This is a genomic window from Pseudoalteromonas luteoviolacea, assembly GCF_001696455.1.
GTDB classification, from domain to species: Bacteria; Pseudomonadota; Gammaproteobacteria; order Enterobacterales; family Alteromonadaceae; genus Pseudoalteromonas; species Pseudoalteromonas luteoviolacea_C.
Genome location: NZ_MAUJ01000001.1, coordinates 1859906 through 1886098, shown reverse-complemented (window position 1 = coordinate 1886098; position 26193 = coordinate 1859906). Strand labels below are relative to the sequence as shown.

Sequence of the window (26193 nt, the reverse complement as noted above, 5' to 3'; positions counted from 1 at the left end):
TATTTTGTAGCACTTTACTAAAATTAGATACACGCCCTTAATTGGCTGGCTAAAAAACAGCCAGTGATGTAGGGTTTAAAGGTTAACAGGTTGTCAGCAGTTTAACAAAAAGAAACAAAGGCACATTGAAGAGTGGAGGTGCAAGTACATGTTTGAAAAAATTGTAAAAAAAGATGCTGCGTACTTAAAGTTTGTGAAAGAAAAAAAGCAGACTTCGAGAGAGACCCATCTAGAGCTCATTATAGTAAAAGTGGGAGAACGAGAGATTGGTAGGCTAAATAAGAAAATATCTGAGTTAAAAAAGGATGTAGAAATAGAGGGCTTATCCGGCAAGTTAGAGTTAGCAGAACATAAAACCAAAACAGCGTTACTTCTTAATAACGTAAAAGATGGGGCTAGAATTGGTTTGGAATTCATGGTATCACCTTGGATAGAACAACCAAAGGTTCTTGGCTATTCTAGCACCAACAACATTAGTGAAGATAATTCAAAACAAGAATCGAACATTAATTCAAAAGAAAATCCTCCAAAAGAAGCTAGTGGAGAAAAAAGTCAGAATATTGTTATTGAGGAAAACATTCCCGAACAGACCAAACCCTACATCAATATCTTCAAGGCTATTTTTAGCAAAACAACTCCTCTACAAACTGCAGTTATATTTATTCTTGTTATTATTGGGCTAGGTTATTGGGGAGAAGTTTCAAAGGATCAGTTGAGGTTAGATAACACAGCAAAAGAAAGCAGGATAAAGACGCTAGCTGAAGAAAATAAAAGTCTTAAAGAATTTGAAAAACTTCATATTGACTCTGTAGACTCAGCAAAGAAATCTCAGCTCGAGTTAAACTCTTTAAGAGAAAAGCTTGATGTTCTTCAATCCACATTAGGTGAAAAAGAAAAAGAGCTGTCTGCACTACGAATCTCTTCAGAAGAAAAACTTGAGTCACAAAGAAAGCTCTACGAAGATAAATTCAAGACTGAAATACTATCAAATAATGATGCCGCTCAGCAGTTAATTTCTGAAAAAGATAGCCAGATTACAGAACATAAAGACAGAATAGCCAGTTTAGAACTCTCACTTAAAATCAATGCACAAGAACTAGATAAACTGAAAGATACTAAAAATAATTTTGAAACTAACAATACTCTATTAAACGATAAAGTAGCTAGGCTGGAAAAATCGATTCTCTCAAAAAACAAAAAAATTAATGAGTTAGAGATAATTGCCAACAATTATCTAACTCTTTCAGAGTTTTCATCTAACGTGTTCTACGAATTAGAACGGTTCCTTGATAAGGTAAGTAGGAGCAATTTGAAGCAGTCAAAACGCGAGTTCAAGGACAGATATGAGCTATGGTATTCAAAGCATGAAGATGAACTAGAAGCAATAGGAGTTAACGAGCTGTAAACTTTAGCTTGGGTTGAAGATGTAAAGATACTTACATGTCAACGATTCTGAAATTAAACTGCCAATTAGTCACTTGCTCAATTCTTGTGTGTCAAAAAGGGACGGTGCAAGTGCATTCTCCCTTTTTGATAGCTAGAAATACTCAAATTGATTGAATTAGGTTCGTATTGTGAATATAGCTTAGGCACTTTAAGTATGGGCCTGTGAATCTATCAAAACATACTTCACATCTTCTGAAGTTATTTATTAAAGCATTACCCAAATGTCCCACTCAATAGCATACATAAATCTCTCATCGAAGCTATTTCGATACTGCGAGCTTATGCCTTGATATTTAATTTACCCTGAAAGTTCTTCCACCCAGGTGGAAACTTACCACGTAAAACATAAGAAAAGGCAATAAGCTCTGCGATTACATAGTACAGCTCTTTGGGGATTTCTTCATGTAAATCCAACTGGCCTAACGTTTTAACTAGTGCTGGATCTTCATGGATCATGATGTCCTTTTCTTTTGCCAAAGAGATGATTTCTTCAGCTAGCTCTCCAAATCCCTTACAAACCACTTCAGGGGACTTTCCTGCTTCATACAATAAACCAACGGCGGTCTTCTGTTCCATAACTACACCTTAATATTCACAATGGCATGTTTATCATAAAACTGCTTCACTTGCAGTGCATCTTCTTTAAGTTCAATCTCACCGACCTGAAGGCCGTGTGCAGCCAGTTTACTGCGCAATGCGTCTAAGTGTGGCTCAGCCAATTGGCAAACGCCTGTGCTGTTTCCGACAATCTCGCAGTCTACTGCTTTATCCATAAGCTCTGCCTGTACGCTGAGTTGTCCAAGTGCTTCGTAATCAAAATTAAGCCTAACAAACCAAACTTGCTTTTCAGGCATGCCTGCCTTGGCAGGCTTTTTATATTGACCAATTTGCAATTCACTTTGTCGGCATTCAGGTGGCACCTTCATTGGTAAAAATAAACTGATTAACAGTTGGCTCTCACTGTCAAATTTTTGCCCTAAAGCCTGTGTTTGATTTGTTGCAGCCATAGAGTTTTGAATGAAGTTAAGGTCATCCAATAAGTTTTGCTGTGCTGATAAGTTTACTGCCTGTATAAATTGTTTAGGCTGCTGTAATTTGTTACCTGGGAATAAGGTTTCTACCATACTGGCTACACGCTGTTCTTGGCTAATCTCTTTTGGTCGCTGCATATCTGTTTGTGCAGTTAATTGAGTGCCAAGTAAGGTTACGAGTAGTTTATCTACCGCTTGCGTAAAACTACTGACAGGTACGCTGGTATTAATTGGAGTGGCGATACTAGGCAAGCGTGCAAACAAATCTTGGCTTACTTCCTGAGCATTTGATTTATTCTCATCAATCAATCGAGAAAAGGCTTGGTGAACAAGGCGCGTTAAATCTGCGGACTGTGGGCTCTTGAACGATTGCTTTTCAGTAATTTTTTCGCTTAACAATTGGGATTCTTGCGATTGGTCGGTCGGTACTTGAGCCAAAGCTGCGGCACGTAACGGTTTACTCAAGATATGTGCCAAAGGTAGCGCAGCAGGGGCCATGCGTTTACCTTCGGAGGACGCCTGCTGGGTTACCTCTTTTACAGGTCCTGCAATAACGTTTTTCTGAACAGCATGCTCAATAACCTTATTTTTGACAAGGTTGAGTTGCTCAGCGGCAAAAGGTTTTACATCTTTAGGTAGCGCAGCGGCCATAACCTGCTGCAATAATGCCAATCGCGCCTCAAAAGCAGGCTTTGCTTTAGAGTCTGACACGCTATTAAGCTGAAAGGACATTGCTGCCTTTGGTTGGTTTTCGGTGGGCTTGGTCTGCGCCTGCGGTATGTTCTTCGTGCTCGCAAGGGTAGGGCTAGGCTCAGGCTTTACGGTACCTCTATGTCCTTCAGGCGAAGATATTTGGGCAAGAGAGGGGTTTGTGGAGGCTTGTGCTGGCGCAAAGTTGTGCTGTATCCCTTGAGTGAGGGTCATGAGTGGCGAACTTGCAGGACGAATTGCCGCTTTTGCTATGAGTGGTAGATGCAAATAGTTAACTTTATTTGGCTGTATATCAGGGATTTTCTGATTGCTCGGTCCCGGCTTTTGCTGTGTAGAGGAGATATCAGCACGGCTAAAAAATGGTTTTTGTGCAATGGCTTGTAGGGCATTTTTTACGGTTTGTTTTATATCGGCTAAAGAGACATTAAACAACGGCTTGTTATATTTTAAAGTCGATTCTGTTTGAGGCTTGATTGCCTGTTCAAGTTGCGCCTTGAAGGATTGAGTATCCAGTTTAGGCATCATGCTTTTTATTGACGTTGCCAATTTGATTGTGGTGGTCTTCGTGGCGATGGCAACTTCAATAGCATCTTGCTTATTACTGATTTTTACTGGATGCCAAACTTGCTTTTGTAATTGGGACAATTGAGTAGGGGTGTTGGATTGCAACTGGGCCAATTGGTGTTGATGATGGCCTAACTTTAATAACCCTTTTTGCGATGATAATTGAATATGGTTTGAAGTTTGTTGGCTAAGTTGAGCCACAAGTTGGGAAATTGCCTTTTTTGCAACAGGCATTTGGTGAAGCTTATCTCCAAACATATTAAACAGCTGCATCAGCACTTTGTCGCCCTTACTACTCAGGCTTGCGACTAGTTTTTCTTCTTGCTGTAGCAGTGCCCCGACACCTGAAGGGAGTGGCATATTGATACCGAGTTTAGGCAATGTCAGTTGCGTATTTGCAGGTGGCTTTATCTGAGCTTCTGTTTGCAGCGCACTATGATCTCCAAACCCTTTAAGTAAACTTAACAAGCTTAATAGCGATTGCGCTGAATTTAGCGTAAGTTTTGCTTCTGGTGTAGACAGTGTAAGTACCGTACCTGATGAGTCCAACCTGAGTTGCGCCTCAGCTAACTTTAGCGGTTGTTCTAGGTTTGCTTTACTGCTCAAGCGGATAGGTTGCCAGCGCCCTTCTAGTGCCACCTCCATCTGGATCGAGTCGGGCTTAATGACAACATTACGTGCTAAAAACGTTTTGTCCGCTTCCAAAATAGCTTGGGTGTTGCTATCTTGTGAAGAAAACGTTGTTGTTGACACATTTGCCTGACTTTGTACAGGGATAGTTTGCTTATTCATTATTCTAAATCAAATTTTCAGTAATCGGCTGCAACGCGTTATTCGTATTACCATATCACTATGATAGACTTAGGCCCACATTTAAGGGTCGTGAGAATAACAAATTTTGCTAGAGATTAAGGCGTTAACTTGTATCAAACAAGACCGTTGTTTGTTCGAATCACTTAACTTTTCGTTGTTACCAGGTCAAATCATGCAAGTAGAGGGCCCAAATGGTGCAGGAAAAACTTCACTACTTAGAATAATCTCTGGATTTTCGCGGCCTGATGAAGGTAATGTATTGTTTAACAATCAAAATATCACAGATGATTACGATAGTTTTGCTGAATCATTGTTATTTATTGGCCATAAAACGGGTGTTAATTTACAATTGAACGCCTACGAAAATGTGCGACATTGGCTTGGTGTTCATGGTTACCAATGCGATAAAGATGAAATTTATCGCCTCCTTGGCAAACTCGGTTTAGTCGGCCTTGAAGATGTGCCTGTAAGGACATTGTCGGCGGGTCAGCAGCGTAGGGTGGCACTGGTCAGGTTGTGGCTTAATCAAGCTAAATTATGGATACTTGACGAGCCATTTACGGCGCTTGACAAGCGCGGCGTCGCTATGTTGCAGAGCCGTTTTCAAGAACATTTAGATGACGGTGGTTCTATTTTGTTAACAACTCATCAGGATCTCACCAGTTCATTTGATTCGTTGCAAACACTGGTTCTGGAGTATAGACATTAATGCAAGCTAGTAATTCGTATTGGACTCTGTTTTGTAATGTTTATCGTAAAGACGTTACGCTAGCATTTAGGCAACGCGCTGAAATCGTCAATCCACTATTGTTCTTTTTAATTGTTATAACCCTTTTTCCTCTAGCAATTGGTCCTGAACCAGCTCTACTTGCGCGGATGGCACCTGGCATAATTTGGGTCGCAGCACTTTTATCTACTATGTTAGGGTTAGACAAAATTTTTCGCGATGATTTCATGGATGGGTCACTTGAGCAGTTGATTGCTTCTCCCTATCCATTATCACTGGCTGTGCTTGCCAAAGTCGCTGCGCACTGGACGACAGCTGGCCTACCTATGGTGGTAATGGCCCCTGTATTTGCATTACTTATGAATTTAGAATCGCAGGCGCTCAGCGCAACGGTTCTGACATTATTAATTGGCACACCTTTATTGAGTTTTATCGGTGCCATAGGAGCAGGCTTGACAGTGGGCCTGCAAAAGGGGGGAATACTGATGAGTTTGCTCGTATTGCCTCTGTATATACCTGTACTTATTTTTGCAACGTCTGCAATAGATACTAGCATTATGTCGCTAGCGTATAGCGGACAGCTTGCAATCCTTGGTGCTATGCTCGCCGTCGCTTTTGTAGCAGCACCAATTGCCATATCGTCAGCTTTAAGAGTGAGTGTAAGTTAAAATGTGGAAGTGGTTACATCCCTATGCAAAAGCGGAGCGTGCTTACCAATTGTGTAACACCTTGCTGCCGTACTTCGCGGTAGTGTCTGTAATATGTGTTGTAGTCGGATGGGTTTGGGGCTTAGCGTATGCGCCCGCTGACTATCAACAAAAAGACAGCTATCGGATTATTTTTATTCATGTACCGTCGGCCATCCTCTCTATGGGCGCTTATTCGTCAATGGCCATTGCGGCCATCGTTGCCCTTGTGTGGCAATTACGTAATGCAGAGCTAGCAGTGATTGCGATTGCTCCGGTTGGTGCTGCGATGACTGCTATTGCACTCATTACGGGGGCTGCGTGGGGTAAACCTATGTGGGGTGCTTGGTGGGTCTGGGATGCAAGATTGACTTCAGAGCTGATCCTCCTTTTCTTATATTTAGGTGTTTTGTCTTTGTACCATGCTTTTGAAGATAAAAAAGCGGGCGGAAGAGCAGCCTGCATTCTTGCGATTGTCGGTGTTGTAAATTTGCCTATTATTCACTTCTCTGTCGAGTGGTGGAATACGTTGCACCAAGGAGCAACTATCACCAAGTTTGATACATCTGCGATTGATCCTTCAATGTTATGGCCGTTATTAATTAATATTTTTGGATTTGCAGCCCTTGTCGGCGCGATGTCTCTGATCCGTCTAAAAAATGAAATTATGCAAGCAGATAAGCACCGTCCTTGGGTGCGTCAGTTAGTGAGTCGAGGTTGATTATGCAGTTTGAATCATTTAGCGACTTTATCGCCATGGGCGGTTACGGGTTTTATGTATGGCTCTCTTTCGGTAGCTGTTTAGCCATAATTCTTGGGTTGTTGTTTGTGTCTCTTTATGATGGAAAGCGCCTAAAGCAAGAAGTCAAAAGGCAAATGTCCCGAGAAGAGCGTATTAAGAAAGCAAAACAAACGGAGGCGCAGGCATGAATCCAAGAAGAAAAAAGCGAATGCTCACTGTGCTTGCTGTGGTCTTTGGTATCGGCTCCGCAGTCGGGTTAACCTTGTATGCATTACAAGAGAATATTAACCTATTTTATACGCCGAGTGAGCTTGTGAACGGAAAAGGACCCGAACAAGAAAAACCGTCTATTGGTCAAAAGTTGCGTATTGGGGGGATGGTGGTGCCCGGTTCAGTGGTCAGAGATGAGAGCTCTTTAGACGTTGAGTTTAAGCTGATTGATACCGGTCCACTAGTAACAATTCGCTATAAAGGTATTCTGCCCGATCTGTTCCGTGAGGGGCAGGGGATAGTTGCGCAAGGTACACTTATCGAGTCAGATGTGATTGAAGCATTTGAAGTCCTCGCTAAACACGACGAAGAATATATGCCGTCTGAAGTTGCTGAGGCAGTTAAAGGCATTAAACACGAAAAGCCCAAGTACAATTTAAATAGCGAGAACTAGTATGGTCCCTGAGATAGGATATTTTGCCCTAGTTTTGGCTATGGCACTAAGCTTACTGCTGTGTATTTTTCCTTTGTGGGGTGCCTATACGGGTAATCTAAGGTTAATGAGGGCAGCGCCTTCGTTAGCTGTCGGACAATGTCTACTCGTGTTCTTTGCATTTGCTGTGCTTATTTATATTACTTTGACTGATGATTTTACAGTGGCTTATGTGGCTCACCATTCAAGTAGTACGTTACCTTGGTACTATAAAGTAACGTCAACCTGGGGGGGACACGAGGGCGCTATTTTACTTTGGCTAGTAATGCAGTCTGCTTGGACGGCACTCGTTGCCATGATGTCAAAGTCGCTGCCTTGGGTGTTGCGCGCCCGTGTTTTAGGTGTTTTGGGGTTTTTGGGCGTAGGCTTTATGCTGTACACGCTGTGGATGTCCAGCCCGTTTGAGCGCTTACTACCATACTTCCCAGTAGAGGGGCGAGATCTAAACCCGCTGTTACAAGACCCCGGTATGATCATTCACCCGCCACTTCTTTATATGGGCTATGTTGGACTGTCTGTCTCGTTCTCTTTTGCGATTGCTGCCCTACTAACTGGTAAACTAGATAATACTTGGGCTAAATGGTCACGTCCTTGGACTATGGCTGCTTGGGCATTTTTGACTTTGGGTATCACCATTGGAAGCTGGTGGGCGTATGCTGAACTTGGCTGGGGAGGCTGGTGGTTCTGGGACCCAGTAGAGAATGCCTCATTGATGCCTTGGTTAGTTGCAACAGCACTGCTTCATTCCCTTGCTGCGACTGAAAAGCGCGGCGTGTTTAAGTCATGGACTGTATTGTTGGCAATCGCTGCATTCAGTTTATGTTTGCTTGGTACGTTTATTGTCCGCTCGGGCATCATTGTATCTGTGCACGCGTTTGCCACGGATCCAGATCGAGGCCTATACATCTTGTCATTCCTCGCGGTTGTGGTTGGAGGGAGCCTCGCGTTATATGCAGCACGTGTAGCACAAGTTCACAGTGAAGGTCGTTACCGCTTTGTTTCAAGAGAAGTCGGGCTTTGGCTGAATAACATCTTCTTAGTAGTGGCGACGCTGATTGTTTTGCTAGGAACCTTATTACCCATGATCCACAAAGAGTTGGGCTTGGGTTCCATATCAATCGGTGTGCCGTTTTTCAATCAAATGTTTGCCATCTTAATAGTGCCTTTTGCGATTTTATTGGGCATGGCACCTATGTTGCGGTGGAAACAAAATAAGCTCAGCGGACTGGTTAAAAAGTGGGGCGTTATTGTGGCGCTAAGTCTTGTAGCTACGGCTGCTTGGTTGTTATCTAGCTATGAAAAAGTGACTCCACTGACGTTTTTGGCGACGGCTTTAGCGGTTTGGATTGTGTTTGCGACCGCATCTGATCTCTTACAAAAGGTCTCTAGCCAAGCGACTATCACTGAAGGGGTTAAACGATTGGGACTGAGTTACTGGGCAATGATGCTAGGTCATGTTGGCCTAGCCTTTGTAATTGCGAGCGTAACATTAACTTCAGCTTATTCTGTAGAGCGTGCTGTTGCCATGAAGCCGGGCGATGTGGCGATGTTAAATGAGTACCAGTATCGCTTTGAAGGTGTGAAAGAAATTCGTGGGCCAAATTACAGTGGCCATGCAGGTGTGGTTACCGTTTTGAAAGAGGACGAATTCGTAACTGAGCTATATGCAGAAAAGCGTTTGTATGATATCGGCATGCAGTTTATGACAGAGGCAGCCATCGATGACGGATTTTTCAGAGATCTGTATTTAGCTTTAGGAGAGCAATTAAGTCACGGTGCTTGGTCATTACGTATTTATCACAAGCCTTATGTGCGTTGGATGTGGTTGGGTGGTCTCTTAATTGCCTTTGCTGGGTTTATCGTGCTTGGCGATAAGCGCTATCGTCGTCGAGTTGATAAAGGGATAAAAGGATAACAATATGAATCGTAAAATATTAGGCTTTTTGCCCTTCCTCATTTTTGTGTTTTTATGTGTCTTTTTATATCAGGGCCTGTTTGGTAATCCAAGAGAATTACAAACAGGTCGATTGGGCCAAGCCATGCCGAGCTTTAATCTGCCCGATTTAATGAGCGATCAAAAGCGCTGGACAGAAAAAGACCTATTAGGGGATGTGTATTTGATGAATGTGTGGGGCACTTGGTGTCCGACTTGTATCGCGGAGCTGGGATATTTAACCAGGTTGCGGGAGCAGGGAGTCAAAATAGTCGGGCTGTATTATGAACAAGCCTATGACCCCGATTTTGGCGACCATTTTGATATACATGCTTTGCGCGAAGAAGTACAAATGATGCTAAGTCGTGCTGGTAACCCATATCAATTTAACATCTTGGATTTAGAACGAACCCTTGCATTAGACCTTGGCGTGTCAGGTGCACCCGAAACATTTTTGGTCAATAAACAAGGCACTATTTTATTGCACCATACTGGAGATATTAACCAAAGGGTATGGCGCAATAAATTTTTACCCGTGCTAGAGGAGTTGCGTAGTGAAAATTAGAAACGTGATCCTACTTGTCGTGATCCTTTTGTGCAGTGCCAGTTTCAGTGAGGCGGCAGAAGACAAATATCAGTTTAAAAGCAAAGAGCAGGAGCAAACTTTTCGAGAGCTTACTTTGGAGCTCAGGTGCCCTAAGTGTCAAAACCAGAACATTGCGGATTCTGATGCCGTGGTGGCTAAAGACTTACGAGATAAAGTACTGACATTAATTCATGAAGGAAACACGAAGCAAGAAGTTATCGACTACATGATAGACCGCTATGGCTACTTTGTTCATTATCAACCTCCAGTCACGCCGGCTACTATCATCTTATGGGTGCTGCCAGTTGTCATTGTGATATTAGGGTTTGGGTTCATTGTTTTTCGTCAGAAAAAGGCTGCGAAAAAGCAGCTTTGGAGTGCTGAAGACGAAAAAATGCTTGAAAAACTGATTCAGCAATATCAGCGTAAGGAGCGTCATTCATGAGTGAATTGTCACAAATGTGGGGGATGTTTGTATTACTCGTTGTCCTTAGTTGTTTGTTTGTGGTTGTGCCTTTTTTACGTAAAGAAAAGCTCGTTTCTGTGGACCATGATGCGAATGCTGAGCGTATAGACATCTACCACCAAAGATTAGAAGAACTTCAAAGTGAACTGGATAATCAGCGTTTGGAGCAGGGTGACTTTGAAGACTCAGTCATCGAATTAAAAAGAAGATTGCTTAATGAGTTGTCTCCGGAGCGAACTTTGGACACACGGGGCAACAATCTGGTACTTGCCACTACAGGGGTTGCCTTTACTGTCGTTGTAAGTAGCGTGTTTTACTATTTTACTGGTAGCCATCAACAAATCACTAATTGGCACAAAGCGGTAGAAAAATTACCGGAATATGGTGAACGTGCCGTGTTGCAAACAGGTGAGCCATTAACGGCAAATGAGCTTCAAGCATTTGCTTTGGGTTTACGTACCAAGCTCGCAAATAGTGGCGACGACGCAGTTGCTTGGATGCTACTAGGTCGTGTTGCCATGTCGCTCAATGATTATGAAATGGCGATGCAGGCATTTGACAAGGCTTTAGTAATGCAACCAGACAACCACAATGTGTTGGTGAACTATAGCCAAGCTCTATTGATAGAGGGTACCGAGGCCAGTGTGAACAAAGCGGCCCATATGCTGTCACGTGTGCTTAGAAAAGATCCACAAAATATTGACGCGATATCTTTGCTTGCATTGATAGCCTATGAACGGGAGGATTGGCTTGAAGCTAAGTCTGCATTTGAAGTACTACTTGCGACAATGACTCAAAACGACCCTCGCTATGGTTTTATTAAGCAGAGAATTACTGAAATTGATCAGAAAATAGCGACTAACAGCACTGGCACTGAGCAAGTGGGAGCAGGGCCTCAGCTGACCGTCAATGTTGATATAGCAGGCGAGTTGGCTGGGCAAATTCCAAACAATGCGACGTTGTTTGTGTTCGCAAAAGCAGCAAACGGACCGAGAATGCCACTGGCTGTGAAAAAACTTACAGTTTTTAACTTGCCTTTACAGGTCAACTTGAATGATAGTATGGCGATGATGCCAGAACTAAAGTTATCAAGCTTTGAAGAAGTTGTGATAACTGCGCGTATTTCAGTAGATGATTCAGTCATGCTTCAAGACGGTGAGCTTGAGGGTCAATCTGATGTGATTGTTCGACAAGAAGGTACGCAACTGGTTAATGTTACTATAAGTCGTGTTATAACCAGCACAGGAAGCTAAATGTATAAAAAAATTGTTGGCGCTGCGCTTGCGCTAATGCTTGTGGGGTGTGCTCAAGTCCCAGAAGAAAAGCAAGATCCGCGAGATCCTTTGCAGTCTATGAATAGACCCATCTATGACTTTAACATGGATGTGTTAGATGCGTATATTTTGCGCCCTGCTGCAAAAGGCTACGTAGCCATTACACCCACCCCGGTACGCAGTAGTATTGTAAACTTTACGACAAATATTGCTGCGCCGACCGATGCAATTAATGCCGCCTTACAGGGAAAGCCCGGTGATGCCGGTGTCAATGTTGCACGTTTCCTGATTAACTCAACCGTCGGGATTTTGGGTCTCTTTGATGTTGCCAAAGAAATCGGCCTTGAGCACAAAGACGAAGATTTTGGTCAAACACTAGGGGTTTGGGGAGTCGGTGATGGTGCATACTTGATGATCCCAGGTATGGGGCCTTCAACTGTTAGAAACACCACGGGCGATATTGTCGATAATGTGGTGATTCCTAAAATCGCACTATCTACACCACAAACGTTAATTGTGTTTGCTCTTAGAGCGGTTGAAGCGCGCGCTTCATTAATGTCACAGGAAAAGCTTCTAAATGAGTCTTTAGACCCTTATACCTTCTTAAAGGATGTGTACTTTCAAAGGCAGCTATATGAGCTTCATGATGGAAATCCGCCGATGGAAGAAGAACCAGAAGATTTCGATGATGATTTCTTAGAGAACCTCTAGAGAATTTAAATTACAGACAATAAAAAGCCAGCATTTGCTGGCTTTTTACTTTGTGTATGACCCTTCCTCAATTTGTGTCAATCTGTTTCAGGGCTTGTCAATTAATCTACTCTTGATGAATTTTCTTGGTGAAATATCAAACTCTTTTTTAAACTCTTTGTAGAATGTGTTTTTGTTACTAAACCCGGATGACATATAGAGTTCAGTTATTGAAAGCTCTTCGTCAGATGACATAATCCTCGACATCGCAGATTTTACTCTGTATTTATTTATAAGGGAGTAGAAGCTCGTTTTAAGATGTTTATTTAGTAGTTCAGATGTTTGGTTTGGAGAGAGTTCTAACTCTTTTGCTAGACAAGATAAAGACAACTCGCTTCGTAAATGTATTTTCTCTACTTTTAACAAGTTATCTAGTATCTCTTTTTTACTTTTAATTAATTCATGTGTGAACTTTGAGTCTTTTGAAGGGGGGCTGAATGATCCTTTGATTAAAATTATATAATTTTTAGACAATAATAAAACATAGGAAAAAGTTAGTATGTTTGTGATGTCCAAAATAAATCTTAAGTAAGGAGAACCCAATTTATCAGCGATGACTTGAGCAGCATACGCAATAGAAAGTATGAAATAGAAAACGATAATTTTTTCTTTTGATATGAGGTCGTATTTAGGCTTTTTCTCTTCTTTTTCTTTGTTTTTTGATTTTAATTTTTTAAAAAATATATATTGGTAATATGTCAAACTTGATATGTATACTAAAATTATTAAGCTCGGTATATCGTTTCTTTCCAACAGTCTAGCTGTGAAAAATATAGCAAAGGGAAATAATGCAATAGAGAATCTATATACATCAAATCTATGTCCTTTTTGAGGCTGAATATAAAGTAGTATCACAGGTCCTACTAGAAGAATAGAAGAGTGACTAAAAGCAACTAAAAAATAGGGAATGTAATTCCAAGCCAACCCGATATACTCGAACATTGGTGTGATAACCAATAGCCAAAACACCGTGAGTGACAGAGCCTGATCTATAGCTAGCTTTCCTTGAATCATTCTTAGTGAGAGTGTGACAAACAATACATAAGATACAGTAATGATATGCATTACTTTCAAAGATTCAGCTATCAAAAGACCTCCTGTTGAATTGACTGTAATTTTGCACGACAAAACTTGCCTGATAAAGCGCCACTTGGCTTGCCTAAGCTATTCCAAATCAAGGGTAAGATCAATAAATTTACATTAATTTGAAATTAATTACATTTGGAACAATTTAACATTAAAAAGTTTTCGGTTTAATGCTTTCTATGATCCAGATTTAGACATACAAATTCGTGAGTAGCGCTCTCTTGTATTGAAGTAATGCGATGTAGTCTGCTGCGAATAACCACTTTTAAAAAGCGATTTATGAAGATAAATAGCATGTATTTTGTGATGTTAAATAACGATTTTTAGGAGAAGGTAGAGAATAAAAAATATATTTTAAAATTTATTGTTGATTTTATTAGTTTAGAAGTTTCATTAAATTCAAAGTTTTTTGTTTTTGTTTTCTTGAATATTCACTTTGAACATATCCGAAAGATGGTTAAAGTGACTTTTAAAAATTCTCTTAAAGTATTGATTTTATTGTTTAAGTGTATGTTTTGAGTTGGTTTTTGAACTTCTCTAGCTAGAATTTAACTTTCATTTTTTATGCCCCAAATTTAAGCTTTTTGGATATTGGTTAATTATTAATTTTTATTTTTAAAAGTGTTTGTGTTTTTAGGTTTTTTTGGGGTTTGAATAAGAATTTTATTTGTGTAAGTTAAATTTGAAATTCAATTAACAAAAGGATGCAAAACATGAAAGGTATTAATGGGGTTAAGTTGGGTCTTGTTTTTTTAGCGGTATCTTCATCTTCAAGCTATGCAGAGAGCGAAATGTATAGTGTGACGTTAGAAGATATCTCGAGAAGTGATATAAAGTTTTCAAGTGTTGAAAGGAAAAATTATTATCCAGATGGTTTTGATTATAATGTCGTACCATCGGTAGACCCTTTAACTCTTTCGGCCATGAGCAGTTTTATTTTGGATAAGGCTCAGTCTGCAATATTTGATCAGGCTGGTTCACTGATTTTTGATGCTATTTTTGGCGGAGGTAGCTCTCCTCAGTTTGTTAGACTCCACCAGCAGGCTTTGGACGAGATAAATAATATTGTTAGAGATAATATTCTTACATCTGAACTTGAATCAGCTAAAAGTGATTTAAAAACTTTGGGCGAACTACTTAATTTTTACCATGAGTCAGTCAGAACAAATAACCCTGACTTTGCTTTACTCTCAGATATTAAAGGTCGTGCATTTGACTTGAAAAATCATCGAGTTTATCGCTCTACTTACAATCAAAATGCGAAGTTACTTACTGCGAGTTATGCGTTAACAACATCTCTTGTTGTCGCTATTATCACTGAGGAATATTTGCATGGAAAAGTAACCAAAGGTTTTGTCGCAGGGCATGCAAGTGAATTGAAAGGCATTCTAAGTCAACTTGGCAATTCGGCCGACTCCTATATTTCACATCGCATTGTTATGATGACGGACAAGCCAATTTCATACTGTTGGTCTGGATGTGTTTGGCAAGTGCATGACCATATCAAAGGGGGATATAAGTCGTTCCCGATGAATCAAGGCGATATAGCAACATCATATAGAAATCAGAAGATAAATTCATATAAAGATGACATTAAAGGAAATGATTACGACAACATAATTACTAGATTAAACTCACTGAGTCGTATGTGAGGGTAAATTAGGTATGCCCATTGTTTGGTAGACAGCTTCGATATTTGATAAGCACACCTTATGCACTTAACTGTGTTTATATGCATAAGGTGACTATGTCATGGACTAGCTATTTCGAATAGCAAAATGGGCCGGTAATGATAAAGCCTATGTATTTGATTGAAGATTTCTGTGGTCCAAGTATTCAGTGCACTGTGTTTTAAATCGAACACAGTGCCTTATCATATGATGTGGACATTGCTAACATCTAAAATTGCCAATTCATATTTAACCACAAGGTCCGGCCTGCTTCATTGACTTTCGCCGTTTGGGGGTAACCGCCGACCATGGCTCCGGAGCGACTTAAATGTTCTGCATAAGCTTTATCGAAAAGGTTGTCTACGCCCAAAGAAAAAACTAAATCAGATGTGTACTCATACGATGTATTTAACGCTAACGTCCCAAATCCATGGCTAGGTGACACGTCTTGACCGGCGATATTACCTTGGCCAATTGCAACACGGTGTTGTCTTTGAACAACACGCCAAAGTGCACCAAACTGCCATTTTTCTTTAATATAGCTTAATGCTACTCGGGCCTGCAGAGGAGGTTGCTGGGCGAGCGCAATGTTATCAGTGCGATTTTCGCCTCGAACATAATTGATGCTTGCGGTGGCTGAAAAGTGCTTGCTGATTTGATAGCGGCTTTCGGCTTCAAATCCGTAAGTTTGTGCATCGATATTTCTCGTCACTTTACTGGCCATATCCATCTTTTGGTATAGATTATCTGTCAATAAATAATTGTCTATACGGTTAAAGAAGAGTGATACAGAATGCGTAAATGAGGTAGATTGTCCTAGCCAACCAATGTCCAATTGATCAGTGGTTTCATGGTCCACTAAAAATGCACTAGGGCTATCAACAGCACCCCGGCCGCCGCCCATGAGCTCCCAATAATCTGGAAAACGCTCAGTACGACCAATACCAATATAATAACTATCGTTACTTGATTGGGCCTGATAACGGGTGAAGCCACTGATAAGTGTATCATCTCGCGTTAGGTCCGCAGTCGGATTGGGTATAACTTGCATCATGACTGAACGCGTTTGCCTTCGATCTGTTGCTTCCCAGTCATCTATTCTTAAGCCAGTCACCCATTGACTATTTGAACTTAGGCCATACTCGAGCTCAGCAAATAAACCGGTCTGTTTAAATTCGGCAGTTTCAGTTCGCACTAGAGAATCAACAGGTGTTGTAAAGTGGTCTCGGCTAATCCGCAGGCGATGCCTATTTTGCTGATGGTCAGCACCATAAGATAAACTGACTTTTTCATTTAGTTCCGATGTCAACAGAACTTTAGCACCAGCGGTCTTTCTATCAGGGTTAGAGGATGTCGGATTTTTCATCATCATATTGGGCATAAACTGTCGTAAGCTATGGTTATCCATGATATGGTCAATATTGTTATAGTAAATACTTACTTCTGCGCTATCGATTAAACCATCCAATTCGTATTTCTCTAGTTTTAATGCAATCTGTGTTCTGTCGAATAGACTACCATCCATCATTCTATCAGCATAAGCAACTTCACCATCACTGCGACCTAGACTGATGCTGTATAAGCTGTTGTCATCTGGCGTGTAGGCAAACTGAGTATCCAAATTCCATTTTTTATAGGCAGAGTGAATATCTATACCGTTACCGTCTTGGTAATCGTCCGCTTCGCTGTAGCTTGCAGCAACGCGAGCAAAATACTCTTTGGTACCTGCCTTTATATCGGAATTTAAAATAGTTCTACCAAACTCACCCAGTGTGGTATTTGCAAATCCTGTTATACCCGACTCTAACAAGCGTTCTGACTCTCGTTCAAAAACTACAGTTGCGGCGCTATTTCCAGGACCATAGAGCACGGTTTGAGGCCCTTTAATGACGGTCAACGTGTCGTATGTTTGAGGGGTAATATAGGCGGTAGGCGGATCCATTCGGCCTCCACAGCCACCTAACGCAACTCCGCCGTCGGTAACAATATTAATCCGAGAGCCTGCCATGCCACGGAAAACCGGATCGCTGCTCGCACCGCCTTTCTTAACCAAAGAAAAGCCCGCAATGCTAGAAAGTAGATCTGCACCATCTTGAGCGGGCAGGGGCTGTCTTGTCGCCTTTGGGTCCATTTTTATATCAAGAGGGCTGTGCATCGGTGCGATGACTTCGATATGTTCGAGAGTTTGTTCGGTTTGGGCATTACTTTGCCAAGTGCAAGCTGCGACAACAGCGGCATAGATCAAGCGTTGTTTCATTTATATCCTCGGGTTATGTACTTATAACGCAAACTTAAAGTGAAAGTTGCGTACAGAGAATGGGATTGATGTTTGACTGGGGGTATTGTACTGAGTGATGGAATTGTTGGGATGTGACAAAATGTCGCACCTGAATGGTTAACATTTATCTATTTGATATAGCTCAACATAGTAAGGAATAAAGTGGCATCACTGGGTGTGTATACCACGATATTTTAATTGTGATGATTAAATGGACATGACTTCAATTTGTTGGTCGCACCATTGCAGCGCTTCGCGATAAAGTTCTGGTAACTCTTCGGCAACCAAACCTAGTTTATCAGTAAGCTGTGAGGCTTCATCCCATTTTGCTTGTTCATAGGCCATTACGAGTGCAAGGTAATCAGCTAACAACCCTTCTCCTTGTAGCAAGGCATCTTTGATGTCTATGGTAAGCGGTAGCTTTTGCATCACACTTTCCATGGTTTCATCCAAAATTGCGTCCATTAACGACATCATACCCGTTAAAAACGCCATGCCAATGTCTGGAAGCTTTTTGTGTTTAATCGCAAGAAGTTCATTAAACCGAGCACGGGTAAGCGATAGCCGAATAAGCTCCATAGGTTTTTCCGAGGCGACTTGCGATGCAAATAGCAGCGATAAGAACTTTTTAAGTTCCTGATTACCCAGTACGATAAGTGCTTGCTTAATCGTTGAAATTTCGGCTCGACGTTTAAACGCCGCTGAGTTTGAGTAACGCAGTAGCTTGTAACTCAAATTGACGTCTCGCTCAAAAACTTGAGTGATGCGTTTGAGATCAACGTCGACGCTGGATGTTTCGTAAAGCAACTCAGCTAATGCCATTTCTGAAGGGGGTAACGCTTTGGTTTGCACCATTTCAGGTTTGGCAAAAAAGAACCCTTGGAACAGCGTAAAGCCTAACTCTAACGCCAGCTGATATTGTTCATAAGTTTCGACTTTTTCGGCAACTAGCTCGATTTGCGGGTGTGGCACAATCGCTTGTTTAATTTCATGAATTTCTTCGATACTGGTAACCAGCATGTCTACTTTGATTTGGTCAATGTATGGATAAAAATGTCGCCATACTTTTTGATGTTTGTAGTCATCAAGGACCAATTTATAGCCTTTTTCTTTTAATTCTTGCACGGCTGCGAGTAAGCGCTTACCTGGTTGAACAGTCTCCAGTATCTCCACTATCAACTGATCTCTCCCCATCATGGTAGGGTAGCCCTTTAGAATCGTTTCAAGGGTGAAATTGATATAGGCGGGTTTTCCATCGGTGAGATCTTCAAGACCAAAATTGAATTGACTTCCCTCGATAAGCTTTGAGGTTGCTTCTACGTCGTCTATGTTAGGAAAGACGTTATCGACCCCGTCGCGAAAAAGAAGTTCATATCCCACGACATCTTTATTTATATTTAGAATAGGTTGCCTTGCGGCATAAAAATACATGAACGAGACACCCAGTATGTTACATCTTATGGTTCAAATATAAGGTAATCTAAAGCATATTTCATTAATAAATTTACAGTTATTTAGTATTTTCGTACTAAAGGGTAATATTTTAGAATGTTAAATGTTCAATAACAGCAATTTATGCTGACTTGCTTGGGGACTGAATACGGCCGTGATATAGTGAACTTTTGTGTTTGGCTTTTGTTCCAATACCAGTTTAATAATTCAAATTGACTGTTATTCGGAGAGAAGCTCTTTTGATCGGAGGTCATTTTGGAAATTGGCACAATGATATCGCTGGCATTGTACTTTATTGTGATGTTGGCTATTGGCCTTTATGCCTATCGCAAATCTACTAACGATGTGTCGGGATATATGCTGGGTGGGCGTAATTTGCCACCAAGTGTGGCTGCATTATCAGCTGGTGCGTCGGATATGAGTGGCTGGATCTTAATGGGTCTGCCTGGTGCAATGTTTGTAACCGGTTTTAGCAGTACATGGATTGCGATTGGCTTAGTGATAGGAGCGTTTTTAAACTATCTACTCGTTGCACCGAGACTACGGGTTTACACTGAAATCGCCAATGATGCGATCACGATCCCTGATTATTTTGCTAACCGATTTGAAGACAATAGTAATGCGTTACGTATTGTATCTGCTGTTGTCATTATTGTGTTTTTCACTTTATATACCTCTTCTGGCGTCGTTGCGGGCGGCAAGTTGTTTGAAAACTCGTTCGGGATGAGTTACGAGACTGGCTTGTATGTAACGACTGGCGTGGTAGTACTGTACACCTTATTTGGTGGTTTCTTAGCCGTGAGTCTGACCGACTTTGTGCAAGGTTGTATTATGTTTATCGCGCTTGTGCTAGTGCCGCTTGTCACTTTTAACTTGTTAGAGCAACCTTTACTGAGTACCTTGAAAGAGGTAAACCCAGACATGTTGACTTGGGTTGGTGCTGGTGGCGTGATTGGTATCATTTCAGCAATGTCCTGGGGGTTAGGCTACTTTGGACAACCGCACATTATTGTTAGGTTTATGTCAGTACGCAGCGTTAAAGATATGCCGACTGCACGTAACATTGGTATGAGTTGGATGGTGGTTGCAACCTTAGGTGCAATTACGACTGGCTTATTTGGTGCAGCGTATGCCCATGAAAATAACCTCCAGATTAAAGATGCTGAAACGATTTTCTTGGTGTTGTCAGAGTTATTGTTCCACCCTTTGATAGCTGGGTTCTTACTGGCTGCTATCCTTGCCGCAATTATGAGTACCATTTCATCTCAGCTTTTAGTCAGTTCAAGTTCACTGACTGAAGATGTATACAAGGTGTTCATTAAACCTACGGCTTCTGAAAAGGAGTTGGTGATGGTCGGTCGTATCAGTGTAGCTGCGGTGTCGATTTTAGCGATTTACTTAGCACACGACCGAAACAGCACTATTTTAAGCTTAGTGAGTAACGCGTGGGCTGGATTTGGTGCCGCATTTGGTCCGCTGGTATTGTTTAGCTTATTCTGGCGCCGTATGAACTTTACAGGGGCTTTAGCGGGTATGGTTGCCGGTACTGCAACTGTGCTGATATGGATCTATGCACCGTTTACGATTGCAGGGCAAACGCCAAGTGCCTTTATTTATGAAATCGTACCTGGCTTCGTTGTTGCTTCGGTAGCCATTGTGGTTGCGAGTTTGTTGACTGCACCACCTTCTAATACCATTGAGCAAAAATTCACAGAAATGAATCGAAGTTTGTGATCGACTCTCACATGTCTGACGCGTAAAAGGTGAGCATTAGCTCACCTTTTTTGACCCCACTTTATTGGTGGTGTTAACAATACCCATCACATCCTCACGCCGTTTTCGAAGAAGCAATTTTGAGTAATATGATGATTTTCAATAGGGTGTAGTTGTAGCACCTCAATCTGGCTTACCTTATCTTGTTTTATGACTTGGTGAATTTCGAAGTAGCGGCTCCAACTTATTCCTTTGTAAGGGCGCAGTTCAAGGTATGGATATTGTACATAGTGCCAAGTCCCCTTTAAGAGCCTTTTATTTTCGTCAGAAACTGGCGGGCCCGAAATTTCATAATGACCGTTTGAAGACAGTTTGAGATCAAATGAAAGATCACATTCTGTCGTTTTAAATCGGCGAGCCAGAGCTTGTTTCAGTAGTGGACTGTTCGCACTATTTTTAGGAAACGGATACAAGGCAATGGCATCCTTGGTATACCAATGATTACCTTCTTAGAGGCCTTGTATATCCGCGATTTCAAAACCTTGTTGTATGGCAATAGATCTTACTGACTCTACCGCAGAGGGATCTCTGAGCATGAGTGAATGGAGAATGGTGTTTTGAGAGATGCTGGTGGGGAAATCAAGGTTATTTGTATCAACTTCTAACCCTTGCTCATTCAATGCGATGTGTAATTTGTTGAGTTCTTCATCGGTCAAATACTTGCCGAAAACATGCACTGTTGTTGTATGCGTACAGCCAAAAAGCAGTGTGCAAAGAATGCATAAGAGAAGTTGAGGTTGTATTGTTTTTGTCATCACTTCAGTCCTTTTTCATCAGCTATGTATTTAGCATGAAAGGGACTGAAAAGTCACCATTTGGATAAATACCGTACACCACTCGGTGTACGGTAAAAGGACGATATTAGTCCTGAACTGAACGAAGTAGGGCATTAACGCCTACTTTTTCGCGAGTTTGCTTGTCTACTTTTTTAACGATTATGGCAGCATATAAACTGTGTGTGCCGTCTTTACTTGGGAGAGAGCCTGGTACAACAACTGAACCTGCCGGCACGCGACCATAATGGATTTCACCCGTTTCTCTATCGTAAATACGCGTACTTTGCGAAATATATACGCCCATTGAAATGACCGCGCCTTCTTCGACGATAACACCTTCAACAATCTCAGAGCGTGCACCGATAAAACAGTTGTCTTCAATGATTGTCGGGTTTGCTTGTAGTGGCTCTAATACGCCACCAATGCCTACGCCGCCAGATAGGTGAACATTTTTACCAATCTGTGCACACGAACCAACGGTAGCCCATGTATCAACCATGGTGCCTTCATCAACGTATGCGCCAATATTGACGTATGACGGCATAAGTACAACGTTTTTGCCTACGAAACTACCTTGACGCGCCACGGCATTTGGCACAACACGCATACCGCCTTGTTGAAATTGCTCCGGCGTATAGTCACTGAACTTTAGCGGTACTTTGTCATAAAACTGATTTACGCCATCACTCAATGGCTGGTTGTCTCGGATCCTAAACGACAATAAAACCGCTTTCTTTAGCCACTGGTGCACTACCCACTCATCACTGATTTTTTCAGCAACGCGCGCAGCGCCTGAATCTAACAGCTCTAAAGAGTCTGTGATGGCTTTTTTGATTTCAGGGGCAACACTAGAAGGTGTGATGTTGTCACGGTTTTCCCATGCTTGTTCAATAATACTTTTTAAATCCGACATAGTATCCTCGTTATTCAGATTCGGCGTTTAATTTTTTCATAAGTGAGAGGTGGAGATCGCTCTTTTCATCTTCACTTAGCGCTTGATATTGTTCATTAGAAACGACAAAGAAATCCTCTGCTCGTTCACCTACCGTTGTGATCCTAGCGGCATGAATATGTAGGTTTTTAACCTGTAATACTTCCGCAATTTTGGTTAATAGACCCTGAATATCAACTGCTTGTATTTCAAGCAAATTGCGGTCTTCACGGGCATGTGGTCGCAAAATCACTTTGGGCTTGATGTTAAAGTCTTTAAACCTGTGTGAGCGATTCTTTTTAAGTCTTATCTTCTTTTTCGGGTCGGCAAGAATACTCTCTAATCCACGACGTATATTTTTTGCTCTGCTCCCACCGATGGCATCACCGTTCACTTCCAAAATAACAAAGCTAAACACAACATACCCGTCTTTGGTTGTCATAACCTGAGCATCCTGTATTTGTGCTTTTTTGGTGCCGATCACAGAAACTAGCTTAGCAAATAGACTTGCTTCATATGGGGCATAGACGAACACTTGGGTACCGCCATGCATTGCTTGTTCAGAGACAGCAACTCCAGAGCTACTTTGATCTTTCCTTGAAAGTAAGAATTCACTATGCCAAGAGATCTGCTGTTCACTAAAGCCGGTAAAATAGTTGGCTTTAAAGCGAGACCATAGCAGCGTGATACGCTCTTCTTCATACCCCGCATCTAGCAGCCTTTGCTGTGCTTGCGCCTTTTTGTCGCGAATTTGATCTCGCATATCCATTGGGTTTTCGAGTCCCAATCTCAACGCGCGTTGAGCATGCAAGTAGAGTTCTCTTAGGAGTGTATTTTTCCAGTCATTCCAAAGGTTATCATTGGTGGCGCGTATATCCGCGACGGTTAGGCAATAGAGATAGTCTAGTTGGCGCTCATTTTTAACTTTGGAGGCAAACTCGTTGATGACATCAGGGTCGTTAATATCTTTACGTTGTGCAGTCACGGACATTAATAAGTGATGTTCTACGAGCCAAGCGACCAACTTGCCATCGGATGGCGTCAACTTATGCATACTTGCAAATGCCGTTGCATCGACGGCTCCGAGCTCTGAATGGTCGCCACCACGGCCTTTGGCGATATCATGGAATATCCCGGCTAAGTACAACAGTTCCGGCTTATCCATGCGGGTCATAATTTCAGAGCATATCGGGAATTCTTTATTGAACTGCTTATCGCGATATTTATGGATGTTATTAATCAGCTTATGGGTATGTTCATCGACGGTATAAGCGTGAAATAAGTCAAATTGCATTTGGCCAAAAATACTTCGCCACTGCGGTAAGTAGGCTGCGATCAGGCCATGTTTATGCATGAGGGTAAATGCTCTGCCCATCCCATTTGGGTGCTTGAGTAGACGCATAAATGCGTCTCTACACGCTGCATAATCTTGCAAATCCCCCAGTAAACGGCGTCTTACCTGCCTAACTGAACGTATTGTATTAGGATCGATATCTGTGATATCCGGGTTGTCTGCGATGTGCTCAAAGAGGACAAGTAAGTTTTCGCGCAAGAAAAATGCAGAAGGGTCTTTGACTCTGATTTTTTGACCAATGCGCTCAAAATGCGCATCTAAAGGCACCACTGTGATTGCATCTTGATCAGGTAAAATACTTTGTTCGAAGTATGCTAGCAGCATCTGATTCATTTCTCGAACGCGACTCATGATACGAAACAGGCGCTTCATCATACGTTCGACGGAAGGCTTACCCTCAGATCCGAACCCTAATAGCTCGGCTGCATGCGGTTGGTAGTCAAAAAGCAGACGGTTTTCTGGTCGCCCAGCTGCGAGGTGCAGGGCAAACCGAATATTCCACAAGTTCTCTAGGCATTCCATAAGCTCTTGATACTCCTCGTGGGTCAAGTAGCCATGGCCAATAAGCTCTTCGAGGGTTTCTGCGTGGAAATGTTTTTTAGCAACCCAAAAAATGGTCTGCAAATCACGCAAGCCGCCTGGGTTCTCTTTGATGTTGGGTTCTAAGTTATAGGCCGTACCATGGCATTTTTTACGCCTGATTCTTTGCTCTTTAACTTTAGCGATGAAAAAGTCGTCAGAGCGCCAAATTGGGGTTTTGACAATATGGCTTTTAAGGCGTTCAAACTCAACCAAGTTGCCGCAGATTAAGCGACTCTCGAGTAAGCTAGTCGTAAAGTGTACATCTTGCCGCTTTTGCTCTAATACTTGTTCATGGGTACGCACACTATGGCCGATATCGAGATTTAGGTCCCAAAGCATAGTGACAAAAGATTCAAGCTTTTGTCTTAACTCATCATTGGGTTCGCCGTCAGTAAGGAGTAAGAAATCGATATCGGAGAAAGGGTGTAACTCGCCTCGGCCATATCCTCCAATACCAATTAATGCGAGTTGCTCGAAATCAGCTAAGCCAGTTTGAATGAATAGCTTTCTTAGCAGGATATCAATGAATTCAGAACGCGCATTGATAAGGAGTCTTACGGGTTGCTTGGAAAATTGATTGTTTAGCCATTTATAAAAATAGCTCATACAACCCTTATAGTCACAAAGTTGCTCGGCTTCTTCTAGCAACAATTTTACTTTGTTCGGTAACGCCACGGGATGTCCTTGGGTCCTTATTATCTTTAAGTATTTTTTGTCGCTGCAAGCTTATCAGGCCGTGTTTTACGGCCTGTGCTTTCAAAATAATTGCAACGTTGCCCGCTGTGGGAAGACCCATGCGGTTGCTTTAGATAGTAGTCATGTTACTTGCTGATTGAAAAGCAAGAGCAGTATAGTCGAAATTATGCGTGCTCGATCACTTTTTCAATGGTGTCATCATTGCGGTGCGTTAAGATTTCAACACCATTGTCTGTGACGAGTAACGTGTGCTCCCACTGTGCAGATAGACTACGGTCTTTAGTGACAACAGTCCAGTTATCTTTTAGTAGTTTACATTGACGTTTTCCAGCGTTGACCATCGGCTCAATGGTTAAGCACATGCCCGCTTTTAGTACTTCACCCGTGCCTGGTTTTCCGTAGTGCATCACCTGCGGATCTTCATGGAATTGAGCGCCGATACCGTGACCACAATATTCGCGAACAATTGAATAATTAAAGCCTTCAGCGTACTTTTGAATCGCTGCGCCAATATCACCTAATCTGACACCAGGCTTAACCATTTTAATTGCCAAATAAAGAGACTCTTGCGTGATTTCACTCAAGCGCTTTCCTTGAATGCTCGGCTGACCTACGTAGAACATTTTAGAGGTATCGCCGTGGTAACCATCTTTGATAACCGTCACGTCGATATTCACGATGTCGCCTTCTTTTAGAGGTTTTTCATTCGGAATACCATGGCAGATTACGTGGTTAACAGAGGTACAAATAGACTTTGGAAAACCATGATAATTTAATGGTGCCGGGATGCAGCCTTGTACATCCACAATGTAATCATGACAAATTGTATTTAATTCGTCTGTGGTAACCCCAGGCTTCACATAAGGTTCAATCATTTCTAATACTTCAGCCGCTAACCTACCGGCAACACGCATTTTTTCGATTTCATCAGGGGTTTTAATCACTGCACTCATTGAGACTCCAAGTCATAATTTCTAGTAGCAATAACGAGCAAATTTTGCTCTCGTCATTGAGTTAATTTAATTTATATGGTATAAAGCGCGCCGTCTTTTTACAAATAAATCTTCTCTAACAGATGTTGAGGTTGTTTGTACTTAAGACAAGCAAAATTAAATTTTAACACACACACATATCGACACATACACTTGGGTGCATGTTTGTAT

Annotated in this window: 23 protein-coding genes; 13 read left to right on the top strand and 10 right to left on the bottom strand. The window is 41.8% G+C overall.

Translation table 11 applies throughout. The features are described 5' to 3' along the window. Positions 1-148: 148 nt before the first annotated feature. A complete protein-coding gene (locus A7985_RS08205) occupies positions 149-1405 on the top strand; it encodes a hypothetical protein (protein WP_065789909.1) in 1257 nt (418 codons plus the stop codon). Between the two features lie 320 nt (positions 1406-1725). Here A7985_RS08205 and A7985_RS08200 read toward each other — a convergent pair whose 3' ends face one another. Both A7985_RS08200 and fliK read right to left on the bottom strand, forming a co-directional pair. Then, a complete protein-coding gene (locus A7985_RS08200; protein WP_065789908.1) occupies positions 1726-2022 on the bottom strand; it encodes an EscU/YscU/HrcU family type III secretion system export apparatus switch protein in 297 nt (98 codons plus the stop codon). A gap of 2 nt (positions 2023-2024) precedes the next feature. Beyond that, positions 2025-4544 carry a flagellar hook-length control protein FliK gene (gene fliK, locus A7985_RS08195; RefSeq protein ID WP_065789907.1) on the bottom strand — a complete coding sequence of 840 codons (2520 nt, stop codon included), beginning with the start codon at positions 4542-4544 and terminating at the stop codon, positions 2025-2027. 106 nt (positions 4545-4650) lie between these two features. Between fliK and ccmA the strand changes: the two genes are divergently transcribed. The 10 genes from ccmA to A7985_RS08145 are packed head-to-tail and all read left to right on the top strand — an operon-like array spanning position 4651 to position 12393. Next, positions 4651-5274, top strand: coding sequence for a cytochrome c biogenesis heme-transporting ATPase CcmA (gene ccmA / locus A7985_RS08190; RefSeq protein WP_081310464.1), 624 nt, complete (start codon positions 4651-4653; stop codon positions 5272-5274). After that, complete coding sequence (gene ccmB / locus A7985_RS08185; RefSeq protein ID WP_063370674.1) at positions 5274-5960, top strand: heme exporter protein CcmB; 687 nt, start codon at positions 5274-5276, stop codon at positions 5958-5960. Before ccmA ends, ccmB begins: the two co-directional genes overlap by 1 nt. A gap of 1 nt (position 5961) precedes the next feature. Further along, entirely contained in the window at positions 5962-6699 is a 738-nt protein-coding gene (locus tag A7985_RS08180; protein ID WP_065789906.1) for a heme ABC transporter permease, read from the top strand. Between the two features lie 2 nt (positions 6700-6701). Then, positions 6702-6908: a heme exporter protein CcmD gene (ccmD, locus tag A7985_RS08175; RefSeq protein ID WP_065789905.1), complete on the top strand. Its 207-nt coding sequence runs from the start codon at positions 6702-6704 to the stop codon at positions 6906-6908. After that, positions 6905-7384: a cytochrome c maturation protein CcmE gene (gene ccmE / locus A7985_RS08170; RefSeq protein WP_063370671.1), complete on the top strand. Its 480-nt coding sequence runs from the start codon at positions 6905-6907 to the stop codon at positions 7382-7384. Before ccmD ends, ccmE begins: the two co-directional genes overlap by 4 nt. A gap of 1 nt (position 7385) precedes the next feature. Then, on the top strand, positions 7386-9338 hold the full coding sequence (locus A7985_RS08165; RefSeq protein WP_065789904.1) for a heme lyase CcmF/NrfE family subunit: 1953 nt from the start codon (positions 7386-7388) through the stop codon (positions 9336-9338). 4 nt (positions 9339-9342) lie between these two features. After that, complete coding sequence (locus A7985_RS08160) at positions 9343-9921, top strand: redoxin family protein (protein WP_065789903.1); 579 nt, start codon at positions 9343-9345, stop codon at positions 9919-9921. After that, positions 9917-10387, top strand: coding sequence for a cytochrome c-type biogenesis protein (locus A7985_RS08155; RefSeq protein WP_065790059.1), 471 nt, complete (start codon positions 9917-9919; stop codon positions 10385-10387). Before A7985_RS08160 ends, A7985_RS08155 begins: the two co-directional genes overlap by 5 nt. Further along, positions 10384-11661 (top strand): c-type cytochrome biogenesis protein CcmI, encoded by a 1278-nt coding sequence (ccmI, locus tag A7985_RS08150; protein ID WP_065789902.1) that lies wholly within the window; start codon positions 10384-10386, stop codon positions 11659-11661. Before A7985_RS08155 ends, ccmI begins: the two co-directional genes overlap by 4 nt. After that, on the top strand, positions 11662-12393 hold the full coding sequence (locus A7985_RS08145) for an MlaA family lipoprotein (RefSeq protein WP_065789901.1): 732 nt from the start codon (positions 11662-11664) through the stop codon (positions 12391-12393). It begins immediately after the preceding gene. A gap of 87 nt (positions 12394-12480) precedes the next feature. On the opposite strand, the gene A7985_RS08140 is transcribed toward A7985_RS08145, so the two are convergent. Continuing rightward, positions 12481-13521 (bottom strand): helix-turn-helix domain-containing protein, encoded by a 1041-nt coding sequence (locus tag A7985_RS08140; protein WP_065789900.1) that lies wholly within the window; start codon positions 13519-13521, stop codon positions 12481-12483. A gap of 710 nt (positions 13522-14231) precedes the next feature. On the opposite strand from A7985_RS08140, the gene A7985_RS08135 reads away from it, so the two are divergent. Next, positions 14232-15170, top strand: coding sequence for a hypothetical protein (locus A7985_RS08135; RefSeq protein ID WP_065789899.1), 939 nt, complete (start codon positions 14232-14234; stop codon positions 15168-15170). A gap of 247 nt (positions 15171-15417) precedes the next feature. Here A7985_RS08135 and A7985_RS08130 read toward each other — a convergent pair whose 3' ends face one another. Continuing rightward, a complete protein-coding gene (locus A7985_RS08130; RefSeq protein ID WP_065789898.1) occupies positions 15418-17445 on the bottom strand; it encodes a TonB-dependent copper receptor in 2028 nt (675 codons plus the stop codon). 228 nt (positions 17446-17673) lie between these two features. Next, the gene (locus A7985_RS08125) at positions 17674-18897 is read right to left on the bottom strand and encodes an EAL and HDOD domain-containing protein (RefSeq protein WP_065789897.1); all 1224 of its coding nucleotides are present in this window, start codon (positions 18895-18897) and stop codon (positions 17674-17676) included. Positions 18898-19173: 276 nt separating this feature from the next. Here A7985_RS08125 and putP point away from each other — a divergent pair, with 276 nt between their 5' ends. Then, entirely contained in the window at positions 19174-20652 is a 1479-nt protein-coding gene (putP, locus tag A7985_RS08120) for a sodium/proline symporter PutP (RefSeq protein WP_065789896.1), read from the top strand. Positions 20653-20738: 86 nt separating this feature from the next. Here putP and A7985_RS08115 read toward each other — a convergent pair whose 3' ends face one another. The 5 genes from A7985_RS08115 to map all read right to left on the bottom strand — a co-directional run bounded on the left by A7985_RS08115 (position 20739) and on the right by map (position 25983). Continuing rightward, positions 20739-21104, bottom strand: coding sequence for a hypothetical protein (locus tag A7985_RS08115; RefSeq protein ID WP_065789895.1), 366 nt, complete (start codon positions 21102-21104; stop codon positions 20739-20741). A 36-nt stretch (positions 21105-21140) separates the two neighbouring features. Beyond that, a complete protein-coding gene (locus tag A7985_RS08110; protein ID WP_065789894.1) occupies positions 21141-21446 on the bottom strand; it encodes a hypothetical protein in 306 nt (101 codons plus the stop codon). 106 nt (positions 21447-21552) lie between these two features. After that, on the bottom strand, positions 21553-22380 hold the full coding sequence (dapD, locus tag A7985_RS08105) for a 2,3,4,5-tetrahydropyridine-2,6-dicarboxylate N-succinyltransferase (RefSeq protein WP_065789893.1): 828 nt from the start codon (positions 22378-22380) through the stop codon (positions 21553-21555). A 10-nt stretch (positions 22381-22390) separates the two neighbouring features. Continuing rightward, on the bottom strand, positions 22391-25009 hold the full coding sequence (gene glnD, locus A7985_RS08100) for a [protein-PII] uridylyltransferase (protein ID WP_065789892.1): 2619 nt from the start codon (positions 25007-25009) through the stop codon (positions 22391-22393). Positions 25010-25194: 185 nt separating this feature from the next. Then, entirely contained in the window at positions 25195-25983 is a 789-nt protein-coding gene (gene map, locus A7985_RS08095; protein WP_065789891.1) for a type I methionyl aminopeptidase, read from the bottom strand. Positions 25984-26193: the final 210 nt, after the last annotated feature.

Bases quoted from the DNA above. Each gene is read 5' to 3' on its own strand.
- A7985_RS08205 (WP_065789909.1), top strand. From the start codon at position 149: ATGTTTGAAAAAATTGTAAAAAAAGATGCTGCGTACTTAAAGTTTGTG.
- A7985_RS08200 (WP_065789908.1), bottom strand. From the start codon at position 2,022: ATGGAACAGAAGACCGCCGTTGGTTTATTGTATGAAGCAGGAAAGTCC.
- fliK (WP_065789907.1), bottom strand. From the start codon at position 4,544: ATGAATAAGCAAACTATCCCTGTACAAAGTCAGGCAAATGTGTCAACA.
- ccmB (WP_063370674.1), top strand. From the start codon at position 5,274: ATGCAAGCTAGTAATTCGTATTGGACTCTGTTTTGTAATGTTTATCGT.
- A7985_RS08180 (WP_065789906.1), top strand. From the start codon at position 5,962: ATGTGGAAGTGGTTACATCCCTATGCAAAAGCGGAGCGTGCTTACCAA.
- ccmD (WP_065789905.1), top strand. From the start codon at position 6,702: ATGCAGTTTGAATCATTTAGCGACTTTATCGCCATGGGCGGTTACGGG.
- ccmE (WP_063370671.1), top strand. From the start codon at position 6,905: ATGAATCCAAGAAGAAAAAAGCGAATGCTCACTGTGCTTGCTGTGGTC.
- A7985_RS08165 (WP_065789904.1), top strand. From the start codon at position 7,386: ATGGTCCCTGAGATAGGATATTTTGCCCTAGTTTTGGCTATGGCACTA.
- A7985_RS08160 (WP_065789903.1), top strand. From the start codon at position 9,343: ATGAATCGTAAAATATTAGGCTTTTTGCCCTTCCTCATTTTTGTGTTT.
- ccmI (WP_065789902.1), top strand. From the start codon at position 10,384: ATGAGTGAATTGTCACAAATGTGGGGGATGTTTGTATTACTCGTTGTC.
- A7985_RS08145 (WP_065789901.1), top strand. From the start codon at position 11,662: ATGTATAAAAAAATTGTTGGCGCTGCGCTTGCGCTAATGCTTGTGGGG.
- A7985_RS08135 (WP_065789899.1), top strand. From the start codon at position 14,232: ATGAAAGGTATTAATGGGGTTAAGTTGGGTCTTGTTTTTTTAGCGGTA.
- A7985_RS08130 (WP_065789898.1), bottom strand. From the start codon at position 17,445: ATGAAACAACGCTTGATCTATGCCGCTGTTGTCGCAGCTTGCACTTGG.
- A7985_RS08125 (WP_065789897.1), bottom strand. From the start codon at position 18,897: ATGTATTTTTATGCCGCAAGGCAACCTATTCTAAATATAAATAAAGAT.
- A7985_RS08110 (WP_065789894.1), bottom strand. From the start codon at position 21,446: ATGACAAAAACAATACAACCTCAACTTCTCTTATGCATTCTTTGCACA.
- dapD (WP_065789893.1), bottom strand. From the start codon at position 22,380: ATGTCGGATTTAAAAAGTATTATTGAACAAGCATGGGAAAACCGTGAC.
- map (WP_065789891.1), bottom strand. From the start codon at position 25,983: ATGAGTGCAGTGATTAAAACCCCTGATGAAATCGAAAAAATGCGTGTT.